The sequence below is a fragment of the Synechococcus sp. CBW1004 genome (assembly GCF_015840715.1).
Lineage (GTDB): Bacteria > Cyanobacteriota > Cyanobacteriia > PCC-6307 > Cyanobiaceae > Cyanobium.
The window spans coordinates 3,097,394-3,119,989 of sequence record NZ_CP060397.1 but is presented as its reverse complement, the minus strand read 5'-3'; the positions used below and the strand labels follow the sequence as shown (position 1 = coordinate 3,119,989).

Annotated in this window: 17 protein-coding genes and 1 tRNA gene; 13 read left to right on the top strand and 5 right to left on the bottom strand. The window is 67.9% G+C overall.

Going from position 1 to position 22,596, the window contains the following annotated elements:
- Nucleotides 1-45 precede the first annotated feature (45 nt).
- Nucleotides 46-1,866, top strand: coding sequence for a precorrin-3B C(17)-methyltransferase (gene cobJ, locus H8F25_RS14755; RefSeq protein WP_197213937.1), 1,821 nt, complete (start codon nucleotides 46-48; stop codon nucleotides 1,864-1,866).
- Nucleotides 1,867-2,172: 306 nt separating this feature from the next.
- On the opposite strand, the gene H8F25_RS14750 is transcribed toward cobJ, so the two are convergent.
- A tRNA-Pro gene (locus H8F25_RS14750) sits at nucleotides 2,173-2,246 on the bottom strand.
- A 198-nt stretch (nucleotides 2,247-2,444) separates the two neighbouring features.
- Between H8F25_RS14750 and lipA the strand changes: the two genes are divergently transcribed.
- Both lipA and H8F25_RS14740 read left to right on the top strand, forming a co-directional pair.
- Complete coding sequence (lipA, locus tag H8F25_RS14745; RefSeq protein ID WP_197211051.1) at nucleotides 2,445-3,443, top strand: lipoyl synthase; 999 nt, start codon at nucleotides 2,445-2,447, stop codon at nucleotides 3,441-3,443.
- A 155-nt stretch (nucleotides 3,444-3,598) separates the two neighbouring features.
- Nucleotides 3,599-3,949, top strand: coding sequence for a hypothetical protein (locus H8F25_RS14740; protein ID WP_197211050.1), 351 nt, complete (start codon nucleotides 3,599-3,601; stop codon nucleotides 3,947-3,949).
- Between the two features lie 142 nt (nucleotides 3,950-4,091).
- Here H8F25_RS14740 and gltB read toward each other — a convergent pair whose 3' ends face one another.
- Nucleotides 4,092-8,699, bottom strand: a complete 4,608-nt coding sequence (gene gltB / locus H8F25_RS14735; protein WP_197211049.1) for a glutamate synthase large subunit — start codon at nucleotides 8,697-8,699, stop codon at nucleotides 4,092-4,094.
- 167 nt (nucleotides 8,700-8,866) lie between these two features.
- On the opposite strand from gltB, the gene H8F25_RS14730 reads away from it, so the two are divergent.
- From H8F25_RS14730 to H8F25_RS14690, 9 genes are all read left to right on the top strand, one after another.
- Nucleotides 8,867-10,816 (top strand): phosphodiester glycosidase family protein, encoded by a 1,950-nt coding sequence (locus H8F25_RS14730; RefSeq protein WP_197211048.1) that lies wholly within the window; start codon nucleotides 8,867-8,869, stop codon nucleotides 10,814-10,816.
- Between the two features lie 31 nt (nucleotides 10,817-10,847).
- Nucleotides 10,848-11,198, top strand: a complete 351-nt coding sequence (locus H8F25_RS14725; RefSeq protein WP_197211047.1) for an AIR synthase — start codon at nucleotides 10,848-10,850, stop codon at nucleotides 11,196-11,198.
- Nucleotides 11,199-11,273: 75 nt separating this feature from the next.
- The gene (rpsL, locus tag H8F25_RS14720; protein ID WP_186697323.1) at nucleotides 11,274-11,648 is read left to right on the top strand and encodes a 30S ribosomal protein S12; all 375 of its coding nucleotides are present in this window, start codon (nucleotides 11,274-11,276) and stop codon (nucleotides 11,646-11,648) included.
- A 68-nt stretch (nucleotides 11,649-11,716) separates the two neighbouring features.
- Nucleotides 11,717-12,187: a 30S ribosomal protein S7 gene (rpsG, locus tag H8F25_RS14715; protein WP_197211046.1), complete on the top strand. Its 471-nt coding sequence runs from the start codon at nucleotides 11,717-11,719 to the stop codon at nucleotides 12,185-12,187.
- Nucleotides 12,188-12,300: 113 nt separating this feature from the next.
- The gene (fusA, locus tag H8F25_RS14710) at nucleotides 12,301-14,376 is read left to right on the top strand and encodes an elongation factor G (protein ID WP_197211045.1); all 2,076 of its coding nucleotides are present in this window, start codon (nucleotides 12,301-12,303) and stop codon (nucleotides 14,374-14,376) included.
- Between the two features lie 42 nt (nucleotides 14,377-14,418).
- Complete coding sequence (gene tuf, locus H8F25_RS14705) at nucleotides 14,419-15,618, top strand: elongation factor Tu (protein ID WP_197211044.1); 1,200 nt, start codon at nucleotides 14,419-14,421, stop codon at nucleotides 15,616-15,618.
- A gap of 131 nt (nucleotides 15,619-15,749) precedes the next feature.
- Nucleotides 15,750-16,070 carry a 30S ribosomal protein S10 gene (rpsJ, locus tag H8F25_RS14700; protein ID WP_197211043.1) on the top strand — a complete coding sequence of 107 codons (321 nt, stop codon included), beginning with the start codon at nucleotides 15,750-15,752 and terminating at the stop codon, nucleotides 16,068-16,070.
- A gap of 378 nt (nucleotides 16,071-16,448) precedes the next feature.
- Nucleotides 16,449-17,135 carry an LON peptidase substrate-binding domain-containing protein gene (locus H8F25_RS14695; RefSeq protein ID WP_197211042.1) on the top strand — a complete coding sequence of 229 codons (687 nt, stop codon included), beginning with the start codon at nucleotides 16,449-16,451 and terminating at the stop codon, nucleotides 17,133-17,135.
- Nucleotides 17,132-18,106 (top strand): methyltransferase domain-containing protein, encoded by a 975-nt coding sequence (locus H8F25_RS14690; protein WP_304623259.1) that lies wholly within the window; start codon nucleotides 17,132-17,134, stop codon nucleotides 18,104-18,106. Before H8F25_RS14695 ends, H8F25_RS14690 begins: the two co-directional genes overlap by 4 nt.
- An 18-nt stretch (nucleotides 18,107-18,124) precedes the next feature.
- Here the strand turns inward: H8F25_RS14690 and pheA are convergent, their stop codons facing one another.
- Nucleotides 18,125-18,967, bottom strand: coding sequence for a prephenate dehydratase (pheA, locus tag H8F25_RS14685; RefSeq protein WP_197211041.1), 843 nt, complete (start codon nucleotides 18,965-18,967; stop codon nucleotides 18,125-18,127).
- 56 nt (nucleotides 18,968-19,023) lie between these two features.
- Between pheA and H8F25_RS14680 the strand changes: the two genes are divergently transcribed.
- The gene (locus tag H8F25_RS14680) at nucleotides 19,024-19,557 is read left to right on the top strand and encodes a DUF1997 domain-containing protein (protein WP_197211040.1); all 534 of its coding nucleotides are present in this window, start codon (nucleotides 19,024-19,026) and stop codon (nucleotides 19,555-19,557) included.
- Between the two features lie 3 nt (nucleotides 19,558-19,560).
- Here the strand turns inward: H8F25_RS14680 and H8F25_RS14675 are convergent, their stop codons facing one another.
- A complete protein-coding gene (locus H8F25_RS14675) occupies nucleotides 19,561-20,202 on the bottom strand; it encodes a ribonuclease HII (RefSeq protein ID WP_231596884.1) in 642 nt (213 codons plus the stop codon).
- A gap of 4 nt (nucleotides 20,203-20,206) precedes the next feature.
- On the bottom strand, nucleotides 20,207-22,249 hold the full coding sequence (locus tag H8F25_RS14670; RefSeq protein ID WP_231596883.1) for an Rne/Rng family ribonuclease: 2,043 nt from the start codon (nucleotides 22,247-22,249) through the stop codon (nucleotides 20,207-20,209).
- Between the last annotated feature and the right edge of the window lie 347 nt (nucleotides 22,250-22,596).

Genomic DNA, 22,596 nt, shown 5'->3' with positions numbered 1-22,596 from the left:
GTCGCGAAGCATCCGGCGCCAGGGGCGCGATCCGACGCCGTCGGGATGGGCAACGGCGTTGTCGCCCTGGGGTTCTCCATCGTCGCGATTCCGGTGCTGCAGCGCCTGCAGCAGGCCGGCCTGACGGAGGCGATCCGCTGGCCTGCGGAGACGGCCTCAACGGTTCGGGATGCGCTCGGTGACGATTCAGGATCGGAATCCGCAGGGTCCTGGCTGGCACACCACTGGCCTCACTGCTCCGCCGTGCTGGCGGTGGGGGCGTGCGGGCTGGTCACACGGCTGATCGCTCCGCTGCTTCAGGACAAGCTCAGCGATCCGGCGGTGCTGGTGATCGATCCCCTGGGCCGCACAGTGATCCCTCTTCTCGGCGGCCATGCCGCCGGCGGTGAGCAGCTGAGCCAGGAGGTGGCTGCCCTGCTCGGGGCCCAGGCGGTGCTCAGCAGCAGCAGTGTGCAGGGTCAGCTGGGCCTCGATGCCTTCGGCAAAGCCTGGGGTTGGCGTCGCGGCAGTGGCGACTGGAGCCAGCTGATGCAGGAGCTGGCCCGCGGACGCAGGCCCGTCCTGGAGCAGGAGGCCGGACTCGATCTCTGGCGACAGCTGGCGGCGACGGAAGCCCTGGAGCGACTCGACACCGGGGACAACGGGCTGGTGATCAGCCCACAGCTGGGCCCCGGCTGCCGCTGGCATCCCCCCTGCCTGTGGCTGGGCATCGGCTGTGAACGCGACACCAGCCTCAGCCTGCTGGAGCGGCTGGTGGATCAGACCCTGGCCGCCCACGGTCTCGCGAAAGAAGCCGTGGCGGGACTCGCCAGCATCGACCGCAAGGGGGATGAGCCGGCCCTGCTGCAGCTGGCCGAACGGCGCAGCTGGCCGCTGCGGTTGTTCACCGCATCTGACCTGGCCGCCGTGGAGGTCCCCCATCCCTCTGCGGTGGTGGCACGGGAGATGGGCACCGCCAGCGTCGCGGAAGCCGCGGCGCTGCGGGCGGCGCCCTCCGATCCGGTGGGAGCTCACGAGCTGGCTGTGACCAAGACGATCGGGCGGGCTGAGGCCGGCGAACGGGGGGCCGCTACCCTGGCCATTGCCCGCTCGACGCATCAGTGGGCCCCCCACAGGGGCGAGCTGCACCTGATCGGCAGCGGCCCCGGCCGTCTGGATCTGCTCAGTGGGGACGCCCGCCAGGCCCTGGCCCGCGCCACAGTCTGGGTGGGCTATGGCCTGTATCTGGATCTGCTCGAGCCGCTGCGTCGCGCAGATCAACTGCGACGCGACGGCCGTCTCACGGAGGAGCGGGCCCGCTGCGCCGAGGCCCTGGCCCTGGCTCAGGCGGGGCTCCGGGTGGGGCTGATCTCCTCCGGGGACAGCGGCATTTACGGCATGGCCGGGCTGGCGCTGGAGCTTTGGCTGCAGCAGCCTCACGACGATCGGCCGCGCTTCGAGGTGCACCCGGGTCTCTCGGCCCTGCAGCTGGCCGCCGCCCGCGCCGGAGCTCCGCTGATGCATGACTTCTGCACGATCAGCCTCAGCGACCGGCTCACACCCTGGGCGGTGATCGAGCGGCGCCTGCAGGCCGCCGCCGCCGGCGACTTCGTGGTGGCGCTGTACAACCCACGCTCCCTGGGGCGGGACTGGCAGCTGCAGCGTGCCGTGGAGTTGCTGCTGCAGGGCCGCCCCGGATCCACTCCGGTGGTGCTGGCGCGTCAGCTGGGGCGCCCCGAGGAACAGGTGAGCCTCCACTGCCTCGGCGACCTGCCGGTGGAGCAGGTGGACATGCTCACCCTGGTGCTGATCGGCAACAGCAGCAGCTACAGCCGCGATGGCCGCATGGTCACCCCGCGCGGCTACCCAGGAGCCGAGCTGGCCTGAACGACGGGGTATCTGCAGGCGAGTCAGCTTCACCGACACCGGCCCAACGGCGCGGCATGCCTGAAGACACCGCAGCCAGCGGAGCCCGCCGAACACCTGGGATCGGCTCCTGGGAGCTTCGGCTCCGGCGCCGCGGCCTGCGGGCGACCCGAGAAGGTGGCCGGTTGACGGCTGCGCGGGGAGCGACAGGGGGAACAGCAGCCAGGTTGAAGGCACCCAACAATCCGCCCATCAAAAAAGTCCAACGCCTCAGAAGTGAGACGCTGGACCTTGTCTGGAGCGGCTTTCAGGCCACGCGATCGGCAATCGGGATGACAGGATTCGAACCTGCGGCCCCTTCGTCCCGAACGAAGTGCGCTACCAAGCTGCGCTACATCCCGATGGGCCGACTTTAAGGGATCGCCCTCCCGCCAGGGCACGGGAACCGGCTGTCTAACGTCCCTGTAGGGGAGCAGGGCCGCCCGGACCGTGAACAGCCAGCACGCAGGCCCGCCGTTCCGGTCCTGAACCAGGCCAGGACAGCTCCACAGCCTGCCCCCGTCCAGGCCCCACCCGCATCACCCAGGATCCGCCCCCCGATGACCGATCCCCTGTCACCTGCCCCCGTCCTGCCCGTGCAGCCAACGACAGGGGCCGCCTGGGCGGTGACAGAACCCGACCTGGGAGCGGGACCCTCCACCGCCGGCGCTGACGGCGAAGGCGATCCGAGCGGCAAGCCCCCCTGGCTGCGCGTCAAGGCGCCCCAGCGCGAGCGCATCGGCGCCGTGGCGGATCTGCTGCTCGACCTCAGGCTGAACACCGTCTGCCAGGAGGCCAGTTGCCCCAACATCGGCGAATGCTTCGCCGGCGGCACGGCCACCTTCCTGATCATGGGACCGGGCTGCACCCGGGCCTGCCCTTACTGCGACATCGACTTCGACAAGAGTGTGCGCACGCTCGACCCGACGGAGCCGGAGCGACTGGGGGAAGCGGTCAGCCGGCTGGGGCTGAGCCACGTGGTGATCACCTCGGTGAACCGCGACGATCTGGACGATGGCGGCGCCAGCCAGTTCGTGGCCTGCATCGCGGCGGTGCGGCAGCGCTCCCCCCTGACCACGATCGAGCTGCTGATCCCCGATTTCTGCGGCAACTGGAACGCCCTCGCGGCTGTGATGGAGGGCGCCCCGGATGTGCTGAACCACAACATCGAAACCGTGCCGCGGCTGTACAAGCGTGCCCGGCCCCAGGCGATCTACGAACGCTCGCTGGAGCTGCTGCAGCGGGTGAGGCAGGGCTGGCCGCGCTGCTACAGCAAATCCGGCCTGATGGTGGGGCTGGGCGAAAGCGACGCTGACGTGCTTGAAGTGATGAGAGACCTCAGAGACCACGCCGTGGACATCGTCACGATCGGCCAGTACCTCTCACCGGGCCCCAAACATCTGCCGGTGGATCGCTTCGTGACCCCGCAGCAGTTCGAGACCTTCCGTCGGCATGGCGAGCAGGAGCTGGGCTTCCTGCAGGTGGTGAGCAGCCCGCTGACCCGCAGCAGCTACCACGCCGGTGAAGTGCAGCGGCTGATGCGGGAGCATCCACGCTGAGCCAGGCCCACAGGCCTCAGAGCACGACCGCACCCTGATGTTGACCATCTGTAGCTCTTCCCTCATCGCGGAGATCCGTGAACCTGACGCGCGGTTGGCGTGGGGAGAAAAGATGCACTGACTTGGCTACTCTGAAGCGAGCCCGAGTGAGGCGCTTGTTCTCCATGCTCAAGACAGGACTGCTGCTGGCCGCGCTGGGGTCGCTGTCGCTGCCGCAATCAGCCGAAGCGATTCCACATGTCTACACCAATCTGGTGCTTGGCATCGCCAGTAGCGAAGCCTGCATCCAGAATGCAAAACGGGTCGCCGGCAAGAGCGGCTTCACGGAAAATCAGGAAGTTCTGGGTGAAGAAGGCAGCCAGTTCTTCTATGCCGACCATCGCGACAAGCCCCTGGCCCTCGCGGTGAGCTGCATCAACAAACTGGGCGGGGCTTCGATCGCCGTCTCCGGCATGAACAACGACGAGACCTTCGCGATGTTCGAGCGGGTCTACGACGATTTCTGAACCTTCAGCCTGCCGGCCGCCACCGGACGGCTCAAGGGCCTGCACGGCCGGATCAGCCGCCGTCGGCGGCAATCTGCTGATGCCACCAACCTCCCCTCTCGCCACACCAGTCGGTCCTGACACGGCGAGAGGGAGGGCCCGTTCAGACCGTCACCGCCTGTCGCTCGGCCAGGCCGACGGTGGCCTTCTCACTCGGCGGAACCAGCACCTTGAAACGGCCCTTCGAGCTGGCCCAGTCGGCCAGGATCGCAGCTGCCCTGGCACTGCCGGTGGCCTCCAGATGAGCCTCGAGAAGCGGCCTCAGCAGGGCCTCCTGCTCAGGGGTCTCGAGCGGATGGATCCCCACGATCTCGGGATTCACCCGCTCGCTGACACCACCGTTCTCATCGAGCAGGAAGGTGACGCCCCCGGTCATGCCGGCACCCACGTTGCGGCCGGTGCTGCCCAGCACCACCACCACACCGCCGGTCATGTATTCGCAGCAGTGGTCGCCGGCACCCTCGACAACCGTGCGGCAGCCGCTGTTGCGCACGGCGAAGCGCTCACCGACGCGGCCCAGTGCGAACAGCTCGCCGCCCGTGGCTCCGTACAGGCAGGTGTTGCCCAGGATCACCTGGCTTCCCGGATCGTTGACACCGGCAGGCGGCACCACGGTGATGCGGCCGCCATTGATGCCCTTGCCGACGTAGTCATTCGCCTCGCCGACCAGCCGCACATTCATGCCCTGGACGCTGAAGGCACCGAAGCTCTGACCTGCCGCCCCTTCGAAGGTGAGATCGAGCTGCCCCTGGAAGCCCTTGTTGCCGTGGCGGGCGGCGATCTCGCCCCCGAGGCGGGCGCACACCGAGCGATCGGTGTTGACGATCGGGATGATGCGGTCCACCCGGCCATGGCCTTCGATCGCGGCCACCAGCTCGGGATCGGCCAGCAACTGGTCCTCAAGCACCGGGCCATTGCCATGGGCCTCGGCGTCGTGGTGCAGCCAGCCGCGATCGACGGCCGCCGGAATCGGATCCAGCAGACAGGAGAGGTCCAGGGACCGGGTCTTGGCCAGCTGCACGGACCGCGGCCGCAGCAGATCGCTGCGGCCGATCAGATCCTCCATGCGCGCCACGCCGAGCACGCTCATCAGCTGGCGCACCTCCTCGGCCACAAACAGGAAGAAGTTGACGACGTGCTCGGGGAGACCGGTGAAGCGCTTACGCAGCGCCTCCTTCTGGGTGGCGACGCCCACCGGGCAGTTGTTGGTGTGGCACACGCGGGCCATGATGCAGCCCTCAGCGATCATCGCGATCGAACCGAAGCCGTATTCCTCGGCGCCGAGCAGGGCGGCGATGATCACGTCCCAGCCGGTCTTGAGGCCGCCGTCGGCGCGCAGCAGCACCCGGTCGCGCAGGCCGTTCTCCAACAGGGCGCGGTGCACCTCGGTGAGGCCCAGCTCCCAGGGGCCGCCGGCATGCTTGATGGAGCTCAGCGGCGAGGCACCGGTGCCGCCGTCGTGGCCGGAGATCTGGATCACGTCGGCGTTGGCCTTGGCCACCCCGGCCGCGATCGTGCCGATGCCGATCTCAGCCACCAGCTTGACGCTCACCTTGGCAGCGGGGTGCACCTGGTGCAGGTCGTGGATCAGCTGGGCAAGATCCTCGATCGAATAGATGTCGTGGTGGGGCGGCGGCGAGATCAGGCCGACCCCCGGCTTGCTGTTGCGCAGCCACGCGATGTAGGGATCCACCTTCGGACCGGGCAGCTGGCCGCCTTCGCCGGGCTTGGCTCCCTGGGCCACCTTGATCTCCAGCTGCCTGCCGCTGCGGAGGTATTCGGGAGTGACCCCAAAGCGACCCGAGGCGATCTGCTTGATCGCTGAGCAGGCGCTGTCGCCGTTGCGCAGCCCTTTGATGGTGGGCAGGGTGGCCGAGCGGCCCTCGACGTCCACGTCATCGAGGGGGTGATAGCGGGCTGGATCCTCGCCACCCTCGCCGCTGTTGCTCTTGCCGCCGATGCGGTTCATCGCCACGGCGAGCACTTCATGGGCCTCCCGTGACAGGGCACCCAGGCTCATGCCGCCGGTGCAGAAACGGGCGCAGATGCTCTCGATGCTCTCCACCTGTTCGATCGGGAGCGGCGTCGCCGCGGTCTTCAGCTCCAGGAGGTCCCGCAGGGCGGTCACCGGCCGGTTCTCGAGCAGGGTCTGATAGGTGGTGAAGTGGTCGTAGCCCGGACCCGCCTTGACGGCGGCATGCAGGGCCTTGGCCATCTCGGGGCTGTTCATGTGGTACTCACCGCCGGTGCGGTACTGCACGAAGCCCATGAACTCGAGCTTGCTGCGGTCGAGCTCGGGGAAGGCCTTGCTGTGGAAGGTGAAGGTCTCGTTGGCGAGCTCCGGGAGGCTGAGACCGGCGACACGGCTGGTGGTGCCTTTGAAGGCCAGCGCGATCAGATCGGCGCCGATACCGATCGCCTCGAAGATCTGGGCGCCGTGATAGCTGGCCAGCAGTGAGATGCCGATCTTGGAGAGGATCTTGCGCAGACCATCCTCAAGGGCCTTGCGCACATTGGCCTGAGCCTGATCGACGCTGATGGTCGGAAGCTTGCCGGTCTCGATCAGCTTCTGGGTGCGCGGATGGGCCAGCCAGTGACGGGTGGTCTCCCAGGTGAGCCAGGGGCAGACGGCGCTGGCGCCGAACCCGATCAGGCAGGCCAGATGATGGGTGCTCCAGCACTGAGCGGTGTCGACCACCAGCGAGGCCTGCAGCCTCAGGCCCAGGTCGAGCAGGTGATGGTGGACCGCCCCCACCGCCAGCAACGGCGGCACATAGGAGGTGGTGGCGTTGATGCCGCCCGGCTGACCGTCAAGGCCATGGCGATCGGAAAGCACCAGGATCTGCCGGCCGGCGCGCACCGCCGCTTCGGCCTCCGCCTTCAGGCGCTGCAGCGCGGCCTCGAGAGCCGAGGGACCGCTTGTGATGGGCATCAGCGTGGACAGGGTGGTGGCAGGGATTCCCTGGGCACCCACCGCCGCCAGCTCCGCCTCGTTGAGGATCGGTGTGGCCAGATGCAGCACCGCCGCGGAAGACGGTTCGGGACGCAGGGGTGAGCCGCGCTTGCCCAGATGCATCTCCAGGCTCATCACCAGCTTTTCGCGCAGGGGGTCGATCGGCGGATTGGTGACCTGGGCGAAGCGCTGCTTGAAGTAGTCGAACAGCAGGTGGGGCTTGCCGGAGAGCACCGCCAGGGGGATGTCGTCGCCCATGCAGTAGGTGGGCTCCTTGGCGGCGCCAGCCATGTCCTCGATCACCAGTTCGAGGTCCTCGGCGGTGAAGCCGAACGCGGTCTGCTTCTGCAGCAGCTCCAGGTCGCCCAGCTGACGCTCCTGCTGCCAGGGCTGGCCCGTGAGCGAGCGGCGATGCTCCTCCAACCAGGCGGCGTAGGGGTGCCGGGCGGCCACCTCCTCCTTCACCTCCCAGTTGTGCAGCAGGCGTCCCTGCTCGAGATCCACGGCCAGCATCTGACCGGGGCCGAGGCGCCCCTTCTCGACGATGCGGCTCTCCTCGAGCTCCACCACCCCGGTTTCGGAGCCCATCACGACGTAGCCGTCGCTGGTGATGCAGTAGCGGGCCGGCCGCAGGCCGTTGCGATCGAGCGTGGCGCCGACGCTGCGGCCGTCGGCGAACACCAACAGGGCCGGGCCATCCCAGGGCTCCTGGGTGCAGGCCGAATACTCGTAGAAGGCGGTGATGCCGGGCTTGTCAGCCAGCTCCGGCTGGTCGCGGAAGGCCTCTGGCACCAGCGTCAGCAGGCTTTCGGTGATCGGCCGGCCGCTGCGCACCAGCAGCTCGAGGGTGGCGTCAAGGTTGGCGGAATCGCTGAAGGCCGCATTCACCACCGGCCTGAGGTCGGCGGCCGCTTCACCCCAGACGGCATCCAGGCTGGCCTCCGAGGCACGGGCCCAGTTCAGGTTGCCCAGCAGCGTGTTGATCTCGCCGTTGTGGCCCAGCAGCCGCATCGGCTGGGCGAGGGGCCAGCGAGGCAGGGTGTTGGTGCTGAAGCGGCGGTGGTAGACCGCGAAGGTGACCGCGAAGCGCTCATCGCGCAGGTCGGCGTAGAAGGCCGCGAGCACTTCCGAGCGCACCATGCCCTTGTAGACGAGGGTGCGACCGCTGAGTGACGTGAAATAGAGATCGGTGGCGCCGGCGCCCCAGGCGTCGCGGGCCCGGTCGCCACAGCGGCGACGCAGGCGGAACAGCAGAGCCTCCAGGGCATCACCATCCTGGTCGCTGCCGATCAGCCACTGTTCGATCACCGGCGCGGTGGAGCGTGCCATCGGACCGAGCACGGCCGGATCCACCGGAACACCCCGCCAGCCCAGGCTGCGCAGGCCCAGCTTGGCGGCCTCCTCGGCGCAGAACAGGCGGGCCTGCTCACGCCGGGCCGCATCGGCCGGCATGAACACCATGCCAAGGCCACGGGAGGCGCCTGTCGAGGCGGCCGCCTCCGGCCAGACGGCCTCCAGGTAAGCCCACGGGATCCCACAAAGGACGCCGGCGCCGTCGCCGGAATCGCCATCGCCGCCGCAGCCGCCCCGGTGCTCCATGCAGCCGAGACCTCGCAGGGCCTGCTGCAGCACCCAATGGCTGGCCTCACCCTTCAGGGACGCCAGAAAACCGACCCCACAGGCATCCTTCTCGCCGGCCACCGCCGCCGGCGCGGGGCTGTCGCGATGGGGCCAGACGGGAACGCAGGAGTGGGGCATGGACTCGAAATCGGGAGGCCGTGGCGTGAGTGCCATGGCGCAGAGGAACAACGCTGCTGGATGGCGATGAACCACCGAAGCGAGAGCTGATCCTAGGCAGCAGCATCGCGCCCCTCTGTTCGGAGCAGACCGAGCTGGCTAGCGTCGGTGACGCTGCTTCCGCGCCGATGGCGAAGGCCCCCTGGTCCGCCCTGGCGGTCCCCCTGCTGCTGAGCCCGGTTCTGCCCGCGGCAACGGCCGCTCCACGCGGCAACGCGGCGCTGCCACCGCCGGCCGCCCTCGCAGGCCCCGCGACCCTGAGCCAGACATTCAGACCCGGGCAACGGCGGACGACTGGAACACCACCGGCACCGGGCCCCAGCCCCCAGAACGGGCGGACCTCGCCCGGCAGGGCAGCGGCCGCCCGCCCGCAGCAGGGCACCCGCCTGCGCCTGAACGGCCTGGAGCAACGGGCGGCCTGGCTGATCAACGGCGCCGGCCCTGGCCAGCCGGGAGAGCTCTGGCTGCCCCTGGAGGTGCTGCAGGGTCAACTGGGATTCAGCAGCCGCAGCCGCCCCGACGGCACCCTCGAGCTGGAGTGGTTCGGCCGCTCCCAGCTGGTGCCCCCCGGCGAGCAGCAGCCCCTGCAGGACGAAGTGGCCGTGGAGGTGGGGGACCTGCTGCGGGCCAGCGGCGTCGGACTCAGCGTCATGGGGGACGCCCTGAGCCTGTCGCTGCCGCCCCCGCGTCTGGTGCAGGTGCGCAGCTCACGCACCCCCGGGCCTCGCCGGATCGTGCTCGACCTCGACGGCCCGGCCCTGGTGAGCCGTGAAGGCGAAGCGGTGGCCCTTGACCTTCAGAGCGATCCCTCCCAGCGGCAGGCCCTGCAGGGTCTCGGACTGGCGGGTCGTCAGCAGGAGGATCGGCTGAGCCTGGCCCTGGCTGGCCGCGGCACGGCGGCCCGGGTGTTCACCCTGGGAGCCCCACCCCGGGTGGTGATCGATCTTCCCGACAGCGGCGGAGGGGCGGCCAGCGGCCCCAGCCCTGCCGTCGCCTTCGATCCACGGCTGCAGTCCCTGCTGGGCAGCAGCGTCACCTGGGACCGCCGGGTGCTGCCGATCGGCGATGGCAGCGTCCGCCTCAACGTCGTCAGCATCGATCCGAACTCGGCCCCGCTGGAGCTGCGCACCCTGCGCCGTGATGACGGCATGGAGGGCCTCAGCCTCCTGCCCAACCTCGCCCGCCGCTGGGATGCGCTGGTGGCTGTCAACGGCGGTTACTTCAACCGGGTGCGCCGCCTGCCTCTCGGGGCTCTGCGCGAGGACGGCCGCTGGCTGTCAGGGCCGATCCTCAACCGCGGCGCCCTCGGCTGGCAGCCGGGCCAGCTGCCCCGCTTCGGCCGGCTGCAGCTGCAGGAAACGCTGATCGATCGCAACGGCAACCGCTGGCCGTTGATGGTGCTCAACAGCGGGTACGTGCAGAAGGGCCTGAGCCGTTACACCGCCGACTGGGGGCCCTGGTACCGCGCCCTCAGCAATGGCGAGAGCGCCGTGCTGGTGCGCGGCGGCGTGGTGGTGCAGCGCCTGGACGGCTCCCGCCTGGCCGCTGGGGTGCCCCTGGCCGGCGGCGACATGCTGGTGGTGGGAAGGGGCGGCAGCGTGCCCCCCTGGAGTGAGGGCGAGCCCCTGCAGCTGGACAGCCGCCCCAGCGATCCACTCGGAAGCGCGCCGAATGTGATCGGCGGCGGACCACTGCTGCTGCAGGACGGCCGCATCGCACTGCAGGGGGCAAGCGAGGGCTTCAGCTCCGCCTTTCTGAGCCAGGCGGCACCACGCACCGTGGTGGCCAGTGACGGCCGGCGACTGCTGCTGCTGACCCTGGAGGGCGTCGGCGATGCCGGCCCGACCCTGTCTGAAACAGCGGTCCTGCTGCAGCGCCTGGGGGTGCGGGATGCCCTCAACCTCGACGGCGGCAGCTCCACGGGCCTGGTGATGGGAGGCAGCCACGCGGTCAAGGGGCGCGGGGTGTCGGCCTCGATCCACAACGGCCTGGGGCTGGTGCTCCGCCAGGGATCCCAGCCGCGACAGGCGGGCTGGGGCAACGACGCGATGGTGGGCGGCGGCGACACCGGCAGCTGACAGACTGCCCTTCACCTGCTCTGCCGCCACCGTGATCCGGGGCCACAACCTGCGCATCACCGCCGCCGCCGCCGCGGAACTGAGCCGTCAGGCGGCGGTCGCCGGAACGCCGGGACTGATGCACCTGGATCTCCTCGAAGGCAGCTGCGAGCGCTGGGCGATCCGCCTGCGGCCGGGCCATCTGGCGGGCGCGCCGCTGGCCCGCGCCGATGGCGTCACCCTGCATGCGCCACCTGAACAGGTGCCGCTGCTGGCGGGCCTGCTGCTCGACTACAAGGGCGATCTCAGCGGTGGTGGCTTCCTGATCCGCGCGGCGGAGGGGGTGCGCTGCTGCGCCTGCGGCGCCTCCTTCAGTCGGGGGGACGGCGGGGAAGTAAGGTGACGGATTGTCGAAATCGGTCGGATGCCCGACCTGTTCGCCACGACTAGTCACGAAGCCCAGCCCTGACGGCCCTCGATGCCCACCATTCAGCAGCTGATCCGCACCGAGCGACAGCGCCTCACCCGCAAGACCAAGTCCCCCGCCCTGCGCTCCTGCCCGGAGCGTCGCGGTGTGTGCACCCGCGTGTACACCTCCACCCCGAAGAAGCCGAACTCGGCCCTGCGCAAGGTGGCTCGCGTGCGGCTCACCTCCGGGTTTGAGGTCACCGCCTACATCCCCGGCATCGGCCACAACCTCCAGGAGCACTCGGTGGTGCTGATCCGGGGCGGCCGTGTCAAGGACCTGCCCGGCGTCCGCTATCACATCATCCGCGGCACGCTCGACACCGCCGGGGTGAAGGACCGGCGCCAGTCCCGCTCCAAGTACGGCGCCAAGACGCCCAAGTCCTGAAGCCAACGCGTCCCGCGACGGGACCGGCTTCCCTCCTTCGTCTCCCCCGCCATTTCCTCCCCCGTTCCATGTCCCGCCGCAACGCTGCCGAGAAGCGCCCCGTCCTGCCCGATCCGCAGTTCAACAGCCGTCTGGCCTCGATGATCGTGGCCCGGCTGATGAAGCACGGCAAGAAATCCACTGCTCAGCGGATCCTCTCCGACGCCTTCAGCCTGATCGGCGAGCGCACCGGCGGCGACCCTCTGGAACTGTTCGAGACTGCCGTCCGCAACGCCACCCCGCTGGTGGAAGTGCGCGCCCGGCGCGTCGGCGGCGCCACCTACCAGGTCCCGATGGAGGTGCGTCAGGACCGGGGCACCGCCATGGCCCTGCGCTGGCTGGTCAACTACTCCCGCGCCCGCAACGGCCGCTCGATGGCCCAGAAGCTGGCGGGTGAGCTGATGGACGCGGCCAACGAAACCGGCAGTGCCGTTCGCAAGCGCGAGGAGACCCACAAGATGGCGGAAGCGAACAAGGCTTTCGCCCACTACCGCTACTGATCTCTCCCAGGGAGCGGTCGCCTGGGCCGCACCGTCTCCCTCCGGCCGCCTCCGCGGCCGATCTGTAAAGTGATGCCCGTTTTTTGTCGACCCCAACCCGGAGACCTACCGCAGTGGCCCGCGCCTACCCCCTCGAACGCGTCAGAAATATCGGCATCGCCGCTCACATCGACGCGGGCAAGACCACCACAACCGAGCGGATCCTCTTCTATTCCGGTGTCGTCCACAAGATGGGCGAAGTCCACGACGGTGCTGCCGTGACCGACTGGATGGTGCAGGAACGGGAGCGTGGCATCACGATCACCGCGGCGGCAATTTCCACCAGCTGGAAGGATCACCGCATCAATATCATTGACACCCCTGGCCACGTCGATTTCACGATCGAAGTGGAGCGCTCGATGCGTGTCCTTGACGGTGTGATTGCGGTGTTCTGCGCCGTCGGCGGCGTTCAGCCCCAATCCGAAACGGTGTGGCGGCAGGCGGATCGCTACAACGTGCCCCGGATGGTGTTCGTCAATAAGATGGACCGGACCGGCGCCGACTTCCTGAAGGTGCACGGTCAGATCAAGGACCGCCTCAAGGCCAAGGCTGTGCCCATCCAGCTGCCGATCGGCGCCGAAGGTGAACTGAGCGGCATCGTCGACCTCGTCAAGAACCGTGCCTTCATCTACAAGGATGACCTCGGCAAGGACATCGAAGAGACCGACATCCCTGCCGCCATGGCTGATGAAGCGGCTGAATGGCGCAACGTGCTGATGGAAGCGGTTGCCGAGACGGACGAAGCCTTGATCGAAGAATTCTTCGACAAGGGTGAGTTGAGCGAAGAGCAACTGCGCGACGGCATTCGCGAGGGTGTGTTGAAGCATGGCCTGGTGCCGATGCTGTGCGGCTCCGCCTTCAAGAACAAGGGCGTCCAGCTGCTTCTTGACGCAGTGGTGGACTTCCTGCCGGCGCCGGTGGATGTGCCCCCGATCCAGGGTGTGCTGCCCGATGGCAGCGAAGCCGTGCGCCCTGCCGACGACAGCGCTCCATTCAGTGCCCTGGCCTTCAAGGTGATGTCCGATCCGTTCGGCAAGCTCACCTTCGTACGCGTCTATTCGGGCGTGCTGCAGAAGGGCAGCTATGTGTTGAACTCCACCAAGGACAAGAAGGAGCGCATCTCCCGCCTGATCATCCTCAAAGCCGATGATCGCGAAGAGGTCGACGAGCTGCGAGCCGGCGATCTCGGAGCCGTGCTCGGCCTCAAGGACACCACCACTGGGGATACCCTCTGCGTCGACAACGACCCGATCATTCTCGAGTCGCTGTTCATCCCCGAGCCGGTCATTTCAGTTGCCGTTGAGCCCAAGACGAAGGGCGATATGGAGAAGCTCTCCAAGGCCCTCACCGCCCTCTCCGAGGAAGATCCGACCTTCCGGGTTTCCACGGACCCGGAAACAAGCCAGACCGTGATCGCCGGCATGGGCGAGCTTCACCTGGAAATCCTGGTGGACCGCATGCTGCGGGAGTTCAAGGTTGAGGCCAACATCGGCGCTCCGCAGGTTTCCTATCGTGAAACCATCCGCGCCAAGGCCAAGGGTGAAGGCAAATTCGCCCGTCAGACCGGTGGCAAGGGCCAGTACGGCCATGTGGTGATCGAAATGGAGCCCGGCGAGCCGGGTTCAGGGTTCGAGTTCGTCAACAAGATTGTTGGCGGCATCGTTCCCAAGGAATACATCGGTCCGGCCGAAGCCGGCATGAAGGAAACCTGCCAGTCCGGCGTGATTGCAGGTTTCCCGATGATCGATGTGAAGGTCACCATGGTCGACGGTTCGTATCACGACGTCGACTCTTCGGAAATGGCGTTCAAGATCGCCGGCTCCATGGCCTTCAAGGACGGCGTCAAGAAGTGCAACCCTGTGCTGCTTGAGCCGATGATGAAGGTCGAGGTGGAGGTTCCGGAGGATTTCCTCGGTTCCGTCATCGGCGATCTCTCCTCCCGCCGCGGCCAGGTCGAAGGGCAGTCCGTCGATGACGGTCAGTCCAAGGTCCAGGCCAAGGTGCCTCTGGCCGAGATGTTCGGCTACGCCACCCAGCTCCGATCCATGACTCAGGGTCGGGGTATTTTCTCGATGGAGTTCAGCCATTACGAGGAAGTTCCTCGCAATGTGGCGGAAGCCATCATTTCCAAGAATCAGGGCAACTCCTGATCTCTACCCAAACGCAACCCAACACCCCGATTCTTCCAAGTCATGGCTCGCGAGAAGTTCGAAAGGAACAAGCCCCACGTCAACATCGGCACCATCGGCCACGTTGACCACGGCAAAACCACCCTCACTGCCGCCATCACCAACGTGCTGGCCAAGAAAGGCATGGCCAAGGCCCAGGCCTATGACCAGATCGACGGTGCTCCCGAAGAGCGCGAGCGCGGCATCACCATCAACACCGCCCACGTCGAGTACGAAACCGATAAGCGTCACTACGCCCACGTGGACTGCCCCGGTCACGCGGACTACGTGAAGAACATGATCACCGGTGCCGCCCAGATGGACGGCGCCATCCTCGTGGTGGCCGCCACCGACGGCCCCATGGCCCAGACCAAGGAGCACATCCTGCTGGCCAAGCAGGTGGGTGTGCCCGCCCTGGTGGTGGCTCTCAACAAGTGCGACATGGTCGACGACGAGGAGATCCTTGAGCTGGTCGAGCTTGAAGTGCGTGAGCTGCTGAGCAGCTACGACTTCCCCGGCGACGACATCCCCGTGGTCAAGGTCTCCGGTCTGAAGGCTCTCGAAGGCGACGCCGAGTGGGAAGCCCGGATCGAAGAGCTGATGAATGCCGTCGATGAGTCGATCCCTGAGCCCGAGCGGGAAATCGACAAGCCCTTCCTGATGGCTGTGGAAGACGTCTTCTCGATCACCGGTCGTGGCACCGTGGCCACCGGCCGGATCGAGCGCGGCAAGGTGAAGGTCGGCGAAACCGTCCAGATCGTGGGCATCAAGGACACCCGCGAGTCCACCGTCACCGGTGTGGAGATGTTCCGCAAGCTGCTCGACGAGGGCATGGCCGGTGACAACGTCGGTCTGCTGCTGCGCGGCATCCAGAAGGATGACATCGAGCGTGGCATGGTACTGGTGAAGCCCAACTCGATCAAGCCCCACACCAAGTTCGAGGGTGAGGTGTATGTGCTGAAGAAGGAGGAGGGTGGCCGCCACACCCCCTTCTTCGCCGGCTACCGCCCGCAGTTCTACATCCGCACCACGGACGTGACCGGCCAGATCACCGCCTTCACCGCTGACGACGGCAGCAACGTGGAGATGGTGATGCCCGGTGACCGCATCAAGATGACCGGCGAGCTGATCTGCCCGGTGGCCATCGAGCAGGGTATGCGCTTCGCCATTCGCGAAGGCGGCCGCACCATCGGTGCCGGCGTCGTCTCCAAGATCATCGAGTGATCCTGAGCGGAGGGGGGCATGGCCCCCCTCCTGCCCCATCCCGCACCTCGACAACCCGTTCCAGCCCGGCCCTGCCGTGATCCGGCCGGTTGTCTGTCCTCACTGGTCTCTTCTCACTGTCCGCGTTTCCCATGTCCGCCACCATCGCCCAGCAGAAGATCCGCATCCGCCTGAAGGCGTTTGATCGCCGCATGCTCGATCTGTCCTGCGAAAAAATCATCGAAACCGCCGACCATACCGCTGCCACCGCCGTCGGCCCCATCCCGCTTCCCACCAAGCGCAAGATCTATTGCGTGCTGCGTTCTCCTCACGTCGACAAGGATTCGCGTGAGCACTTCGAGACCCGCACCCACCGTCGCATCATCGATATCTACAGCCCCAGCTCCAAGACCATCGACGCTCTGATGAAGCTCGATCTGCCGAGTGGTGTCGACATCGAAGTGAAGCTCTGAGGCATTCAACCCTTCACGCGGATTGAACCCTCACCACGCGGGAGACAGGCTCGTACGCCTGCCTCCCGCATTTTGTTTGCGTGCAGAGGCTGTGGCAGCTGCCCCTTCGCTTCAGACCTCCCGCGGCCTGGTGTGACCTGCTCACCGCTGCTGTCTCCGGACCGGAGACAGGGAACACATCCCGAAGCCGCCGGCTGACCGTGGCGTCCTGCTCCGGCAGCACGTGGACCCGACGGCGCCCCCCGCTTCCAGCGACGCGGCACGGCCCGTTTCTAGGATCTCGCTCTTCCATGATTCATCCGCGTTGCGCTGCCCGCACTGCCCCCCTCAGCCCCTGTCCACCCCTGCCTGCCGCGACTCCCGCGGCAGCCTGGTGGCGTGAGCGAACTCGCCGTGCGGGAACTGCCGCTGTTTCCCCTGCCCGACGTGGTGCTCTTCCCCCAGGAAGTGCTGCCGCTCCATATCTTTGAGCCGCGTTACCGCATGATGCTGCGCACGGTGATGGCCGAAGACCGCCGCTTCGGCGTGGTGCGCTGGGATCCGCAACAGCAGAAGATGGCCGATGTGGGCTGCTGCGCCGAGATTCTCCACTGCCAGAACCAGGAGGACGACCGCAGCAACATCGTCACCCTCGGTCAGCAACGCTTCCGGGTGCTGAACATCGTGCGCGAAGCCCCCTTCCGGGTGGGCCTGGTGAGCTGGATCGAGGATGAGGTCAGCGATGACCATGATGCGCTGACCGCCCTGACCGACCAGGTGTCGCAGGCGCTGCGTGATGTGGTGGAGCTCACCGGCAAGCTGATCGGCAAACCCTCAAGCCTGCCGGCGGATCTGCCCGACCTGCCGCGGGAGCTCTCCTTCTGGATCGGCTCCCATCTCGGTGGACCGGTGGCGGACCACCAGCAGGCACTGCTGGAGATCACCGACACCGGCGAGCGCCTGCGTCAGGAATATGAACTGCTCGACCAGACCCGCCGTCAGCTGGCGGCCCGGACGGTGCTGAAGGACACGCTCACCGGCAGCGATCCCCGACGCTCCAGCCTTGAGGAGCTGGACGGCGAATGATGCTCCCCTGGCAGCTGCTGCTGCTGATCTCGCTGATCCTCCTTGGCTCCTCCGCCCTCTGGCTGCGACGCAACCGCCGGTACCAGGACAGTGCCAGCGTCGCCGACGCCTACGACCGCTGGACCCAGGACCGCCTCCTCGAACGCCTCTGGGGAGAGCACGTGCACCTGGGCCACTACGGCGATCCTCCTCACCGCCGCGACTTCCGCGCCGCCAAGGAGGAGTTCGTGCATGAACTGGTGCGCTGGAGCGGGCTCGATCAGCTGCCGCCTGGCTCCACCGTGCTGGACGTCGGCTGCGGAATCGGAGGCAGCGCCCGCATCCTGGCTCGCGACTACGGGCTGGAGGTGCTGGGCATCAGCATCAGCCCCGCCCAGATCGAGCGCGCCCGCCAGCTCACCCCGGCCAGCCTGAGAACCTGCCGCTTCGCGGTGATGGATGCGCTCGACCTGGAGCTACCGGATGGTGCCCCCGGAAAGGGTTTCGACGCCGTGTGGAGCGTCGAGGCCGGCCCGCACATGCCAGACAAGCAGCGCTATGCCGATGAGCTCCTGAGGGTGCTTCGCCCCGGCGGCCTGCTGGCGGTAGCCGACTGGAACCGGCGCGATCCCAGCGATGGCGCCATGAGCCGCGTTGAACGCTGGGTGATGCGCCAGCTCCTCGACCAGTGGGCCCACCCCGAGTTCGCCAGCATCCGTTCACTGCAGGCCAACCTGCAGGCGAGTCGCTGGGGCAACGGCATCAGGGTCGACACCGATGACTGGACCCCCGCCACGCTTCCCTCCTGGATCGACTCGATCGTCGAGGGTGTCCGCCGGCCCGTCGCCGTGCTGAGCCTGGGCCCCGGTGCCGTGCTGCAGGGACTTCGGGAGACCCCGACGCTGCTTCTGATGGACTGGGCCTTCCGCAACGGCCTCATGCAGTTCGGGGTGTTCCGCGGCCGCAAACCGGACGATCAGAACCGGATCTGACGGCCATCAGTGCGTGCCTCACTCCCCATCGCCGGTGGTGGCGGTGGTGAGTGGGTAGGCACCGAACAGCACCAGGTGCTCACACAGGGGTCGCAGCCGCTCCAGGGCACTCTCCAGAGCCTCGCCGGCTTCGCCGCACTCGAGATCCACGAAGAAGATGTATTCGCCCAGCTCCCGCTTGGAGGGACGGGATTCAATCCGCGTCATGTTGAGGCCCTCGCCCGCGAAGCAGCCCAGAGCCTCCAGCAGCGCCCCGGGACGGTTGGAGAGCAGCGAGAAGGCCAGGCTCACCAGCGGCCCTTCCGTGGCACGCTCTCCGCGGCGAAGCAGCAGGAAGCGGGTGCAATTGCCGGGCACATCGTTGATCGGATAGGCGATCACGCTGAGGCCATGTTCGCCGGCAGCCTCGAGAGAGGCGATGGCGCCGCGGAAACGGCTGCCGCGCACCATGCGGGCTGCCTCCGCTGTCGAGCTGGTTGGCAACTGCAGCGCCGTGGGCAGCTGTTGCTCCAGCCACTGGGCGCACTGGGCCAGGGCCTGTGGATGGGAGAGCACCTCGCTGATCCCCTCGAGGGGGCCGCTGCCGAGAAGGGCATGGCGGATCGGCAGCACCAGCGCCCTGGCGATCGCCAGGTCGGGATGCTCCCAGAGGGCATCGAGGCAGGTGGTGACCCCTCCCTCCACCGAGTTCTCCACGGGCACGACGGCGGCCTCACAGTCGCCGCTGGCCAGGCTCTGGATCACGGCCCGGATACCCGCCTGGGGAACGTAGGTGACCTCCGCAAGACCCTCGAGCTGCACCAGCTGCTGGGCCGCCCGCTCGCCATAGGTGCCGACGGGGCCAAGAAAGGCGAGACGCATGGCGCGGAGGCGGGAAAACGAGACGGATAGGATCATGCCCTGCCGGGCTCCATGCCATGACCCTGGCGTTCAGCGCCCGACAGCAACTGGCTCTGCCCGTCCGCGAGAACCTCGAGGAGCTGGCCGACTACCTGCGTGACGAGGAGCGGGTGGTCGGGGCGCTGCTCGATCGACGCCAGCTGCAGCCCCTCGGTCCCGGGCATTACCGCTACACGGTGACCCGCGTGCAGGTGTTCCAACTCCACATCCAGCCGATCGTGGAACTGCAGGCCCACTGCCATGAGGGCCGCCTCGAACTGCAGGCTCTCGACTGCCAGCTCGAAGGGCTGGGACTGGTCGATGATTTCCAGCTGACCCTGGACTCCTGGCTGGAGGCCTCCGGCGAGGGCCTGGAAGGCGAGGCCAGCCTTTCGGTCACGGTCAGCCAGCCGCCGCTCCTGAAACTGATCCCCCCGCGCATCCTCGAGGCCACCGGGCACTCGATCCTGGCGGGCATCCTGCTGGGCATCCGCAACCGCGTCGGCCAGCAGCTGCTGGCGGATTTTCGCCATTGGTGCCAGGAGCGGCAGCCTGGAAGCAGCGCCGCCTGAGCCTCAGCCCTGGAGAGATCCCTCGGCCGCCAGCAGGTTGCGCAGAAAACTGCGCCTGTGCAGCGGCGTCGGGCCCAACTTCAGAATCGCCTGGCGATGCACGGCCGTGCCATAGCCCACATGGCGCTCCAGGCCATACCCGGGGTAGCGGACTGCCAGGCGCCGCAGCAAGGCGTCACGGGCCTCCTTGGCAAGCACGCTGGCGGCGGCGATCGCCGCACAGCGTTGATCACCGGCCACGAGCGTGCGCTGTTCGCCGTTCCAGCCCCGCAGCGGCAGGACGCCGTCCACCAGCAGCAGCTCCGGAGACGCCGGCAGGCGGTGCAGGGCACGGCGCATCGCCCGCTCTGTGGCAGTTCGAATGCCATGGCGATCGATCTCACCCGCACTCGCCTGACCCAGGGCCCAGGCGCGGGCATGGGTCTGAATCAGCGGCACCAGAGCCGCCCGGCGCCGCGCCGAGAGTTGCTTGCTGTCGGTGAGGCCTGCAGCCTGCAGGAGCGTGATGGCCTCAGCATCCACCACCGCGGCGGCCGCGAACACCGGGCCGAACAGGCAACCGCGGCCCACTTCGTCCACCCCGGCACAGATCGCCGGGTCGCGACCATCCCAGGGATCGCCGCTGCGGTCGACACGGGAGGCCAACCGCTCAGCCGCTGGCGGAGGAGCGGCGGCGGCGGCGGCGCGGTTCGGAAGCGGCCTCCTCCTCGTTGCCGGCAGGGGCGCTGGCCTCGGCAGCGGAGGGCGAGGTGACGGTGTCCACCGCAGAGGACTCCTCAACAGCGGCGGTGCTGGAACGCCGGCGACGACGGGTGGGCGGGGCGTCGCTGAGTGGCTCCTCCTTGATCTCGGGGGCCGCAGGCGTCTCGGGGGCGACAGGCTCCTGGCTCTCGGGAAGGGGCGTGATCGTGAGCATGGGCTCTGCCAGCGCCGCGGGCGCACCGCTGCCATTGGCTTCAGACGCAGCCTCGCTGCCTCCCTCCGCCAGGACAGTGCCGCGACCCTCGCCGCCGCGGCCGCGGCGGCGGCGGCGGGAACCGGAGACGGCCAGCTGCTGCCGGGCCTGTTCGAGCACCTCCTCGGGATCGGATCCCGGACGTACCACCCGCACCACCAGGTTGTCGCCGCTGGGCATCGGATCGAGCAGCAGGGCCGGATTGAGCCCGAACCAGCCGTAGACGCGCTCCTGTTCGGGCTGCATCGGCACCGCCACGAACTCATGCTCGACCCGGCGGGTGGGGGCTTCGCCGCGCTCGGGACTGGGTTCGGCGCTGGGATAGGCAGGGGCCTCCACCACGGCAACGGCCTCGCCGGCATCGCCACCGCGACCACCACGGCCACCGCGGCGACGGCGACCGCTGCCGTTTTCGCTGGGAACCACCGCCGCCGCCGCCGCCGCCGGCAGATCCGAGCGGGTGGCGGTGACCGAACGCACCAGGCCGGAAACGGTGGCCAGGGGCTGAAGGGTGTCGCGGCCGGGAAGCACCGCCACATGGCCGAGGCCACCGCAGCTGGGGCAGGGACGGCCGAACAGCTCATAGATGTTCTGGCCCTGGCGCTTGCGCGTCAGCTCCACCAGGCCCAGTTCGGTGAGCTGGGCGATCTGGGGACGGGCGGCATCGTCGCGGACGGCCTGGGTGAAATGCTCGAGCAGCTGCAGCTGATCACGGCGTGAATCCATGTCGATGAAATCGACGATCACCACCCCGCCGATGTTGCGCAGCTTCAGCTGGCGGGCGATCTCGACAGCCGCCTCGCAATTGGTCCACAGGACCGTCTCGCGGGCGTTGGCGGAGCGGGTGAACGAGCCTGAGTTGACATCGATCACCGTGAGCGCCTCGGTGGGCTCGATGATGATGTAGCCGCCGGATGGGAGCTCCACCCGCGGCTTGAGCGCATCGCGGATGGCCGCGTTGACCTTGAAGTGCTCAAGAATCTCGCCGGACTCACTGTGGGCCTCAACGCTGACGTTGGCCTGATCCGGCCCCAGGAAGGCCTTGACGCGGGCGACGGCATCGGCCGAATCCACCACCACACGCACCAGCTCAGGGCTGAACAGGTCGCGCAGGACGCGGTGGATGAAGTCCTCGTCGCGGTTGAGCAGCACCGGCGGCGTGGCGGTCTCGGCCGCCTGCTGGATCGCCTCCCACTGACGCAGCAGCGCCTCGAGATCGTCGATCAGCTGCTCTTCGGCCACCCCTTCCGCCTCGGTGCGGATCAGCAGTCCGGCTCCGGGGGGCTTGATCAACACCCCGAGCGCCCGCAGGCGGTTGCGCTCGTTCTCGCCGTTGATCCGGCGCGAGATGTTCACCCCCTGGCCATAGGGCTGGAGCACCAGAAAGCGGCCTGGAAGGGTGAGGTTGCCGGTGAGCCGGGGGCCCTTGCTGCCGGTGGGCTCCTTCATCACCTGAACCAGCACCTTCTGGCGTGGCTCCAGAAGTTCGGTGATGCCGGCACCACCCTTCTTCAGCCGCAGGGGGCCGAGGTCGGTGATGTGGATGAAACCGTTCTTTTCGCTCTCGCCGATGTTGACGAAAGCGGCATCGATCCCGGGGAGAACATTCTCAACGGTTCCGAGGTAGACATCGCCGATCTGATAGCGGCCCTGGGCCACCACCAATTCATCGACGCGTTCGTCGCTGAGCACGGCGGCGATCCGCAGCTGCTCGGCGATGACGATCTGCTGGGGCATGGAAAAAGCTGGCTCGACTCGGGGAGCCCTGCCGCCGCTGGGCAGGTGATCTGTCGGCGTGGCCGGATGCCTGTCCTGAAGGGACGGCGTTCGGGGAAGGATTCCTGACGCGGACAGCGTGGATAAGAAAGCGTGCCGGCCCGCCCTGGATCGGGTTCACCATCGGGGGCAGGAGCTGCCGACCGGATGGTCGGGGTTGGCCGGAAGGGGATCAGCGGATCCTGCGCTCTGCGGGGCGCACCGGACAACGGCCGGAAATGAAAGAAAAGCGCTACCCGATGTGGGGTTCGCTAGAGAAGCGAGCGATCGGAGGGAAGCGTCTGACGGTGAGCCGGGTCTGGCAGACC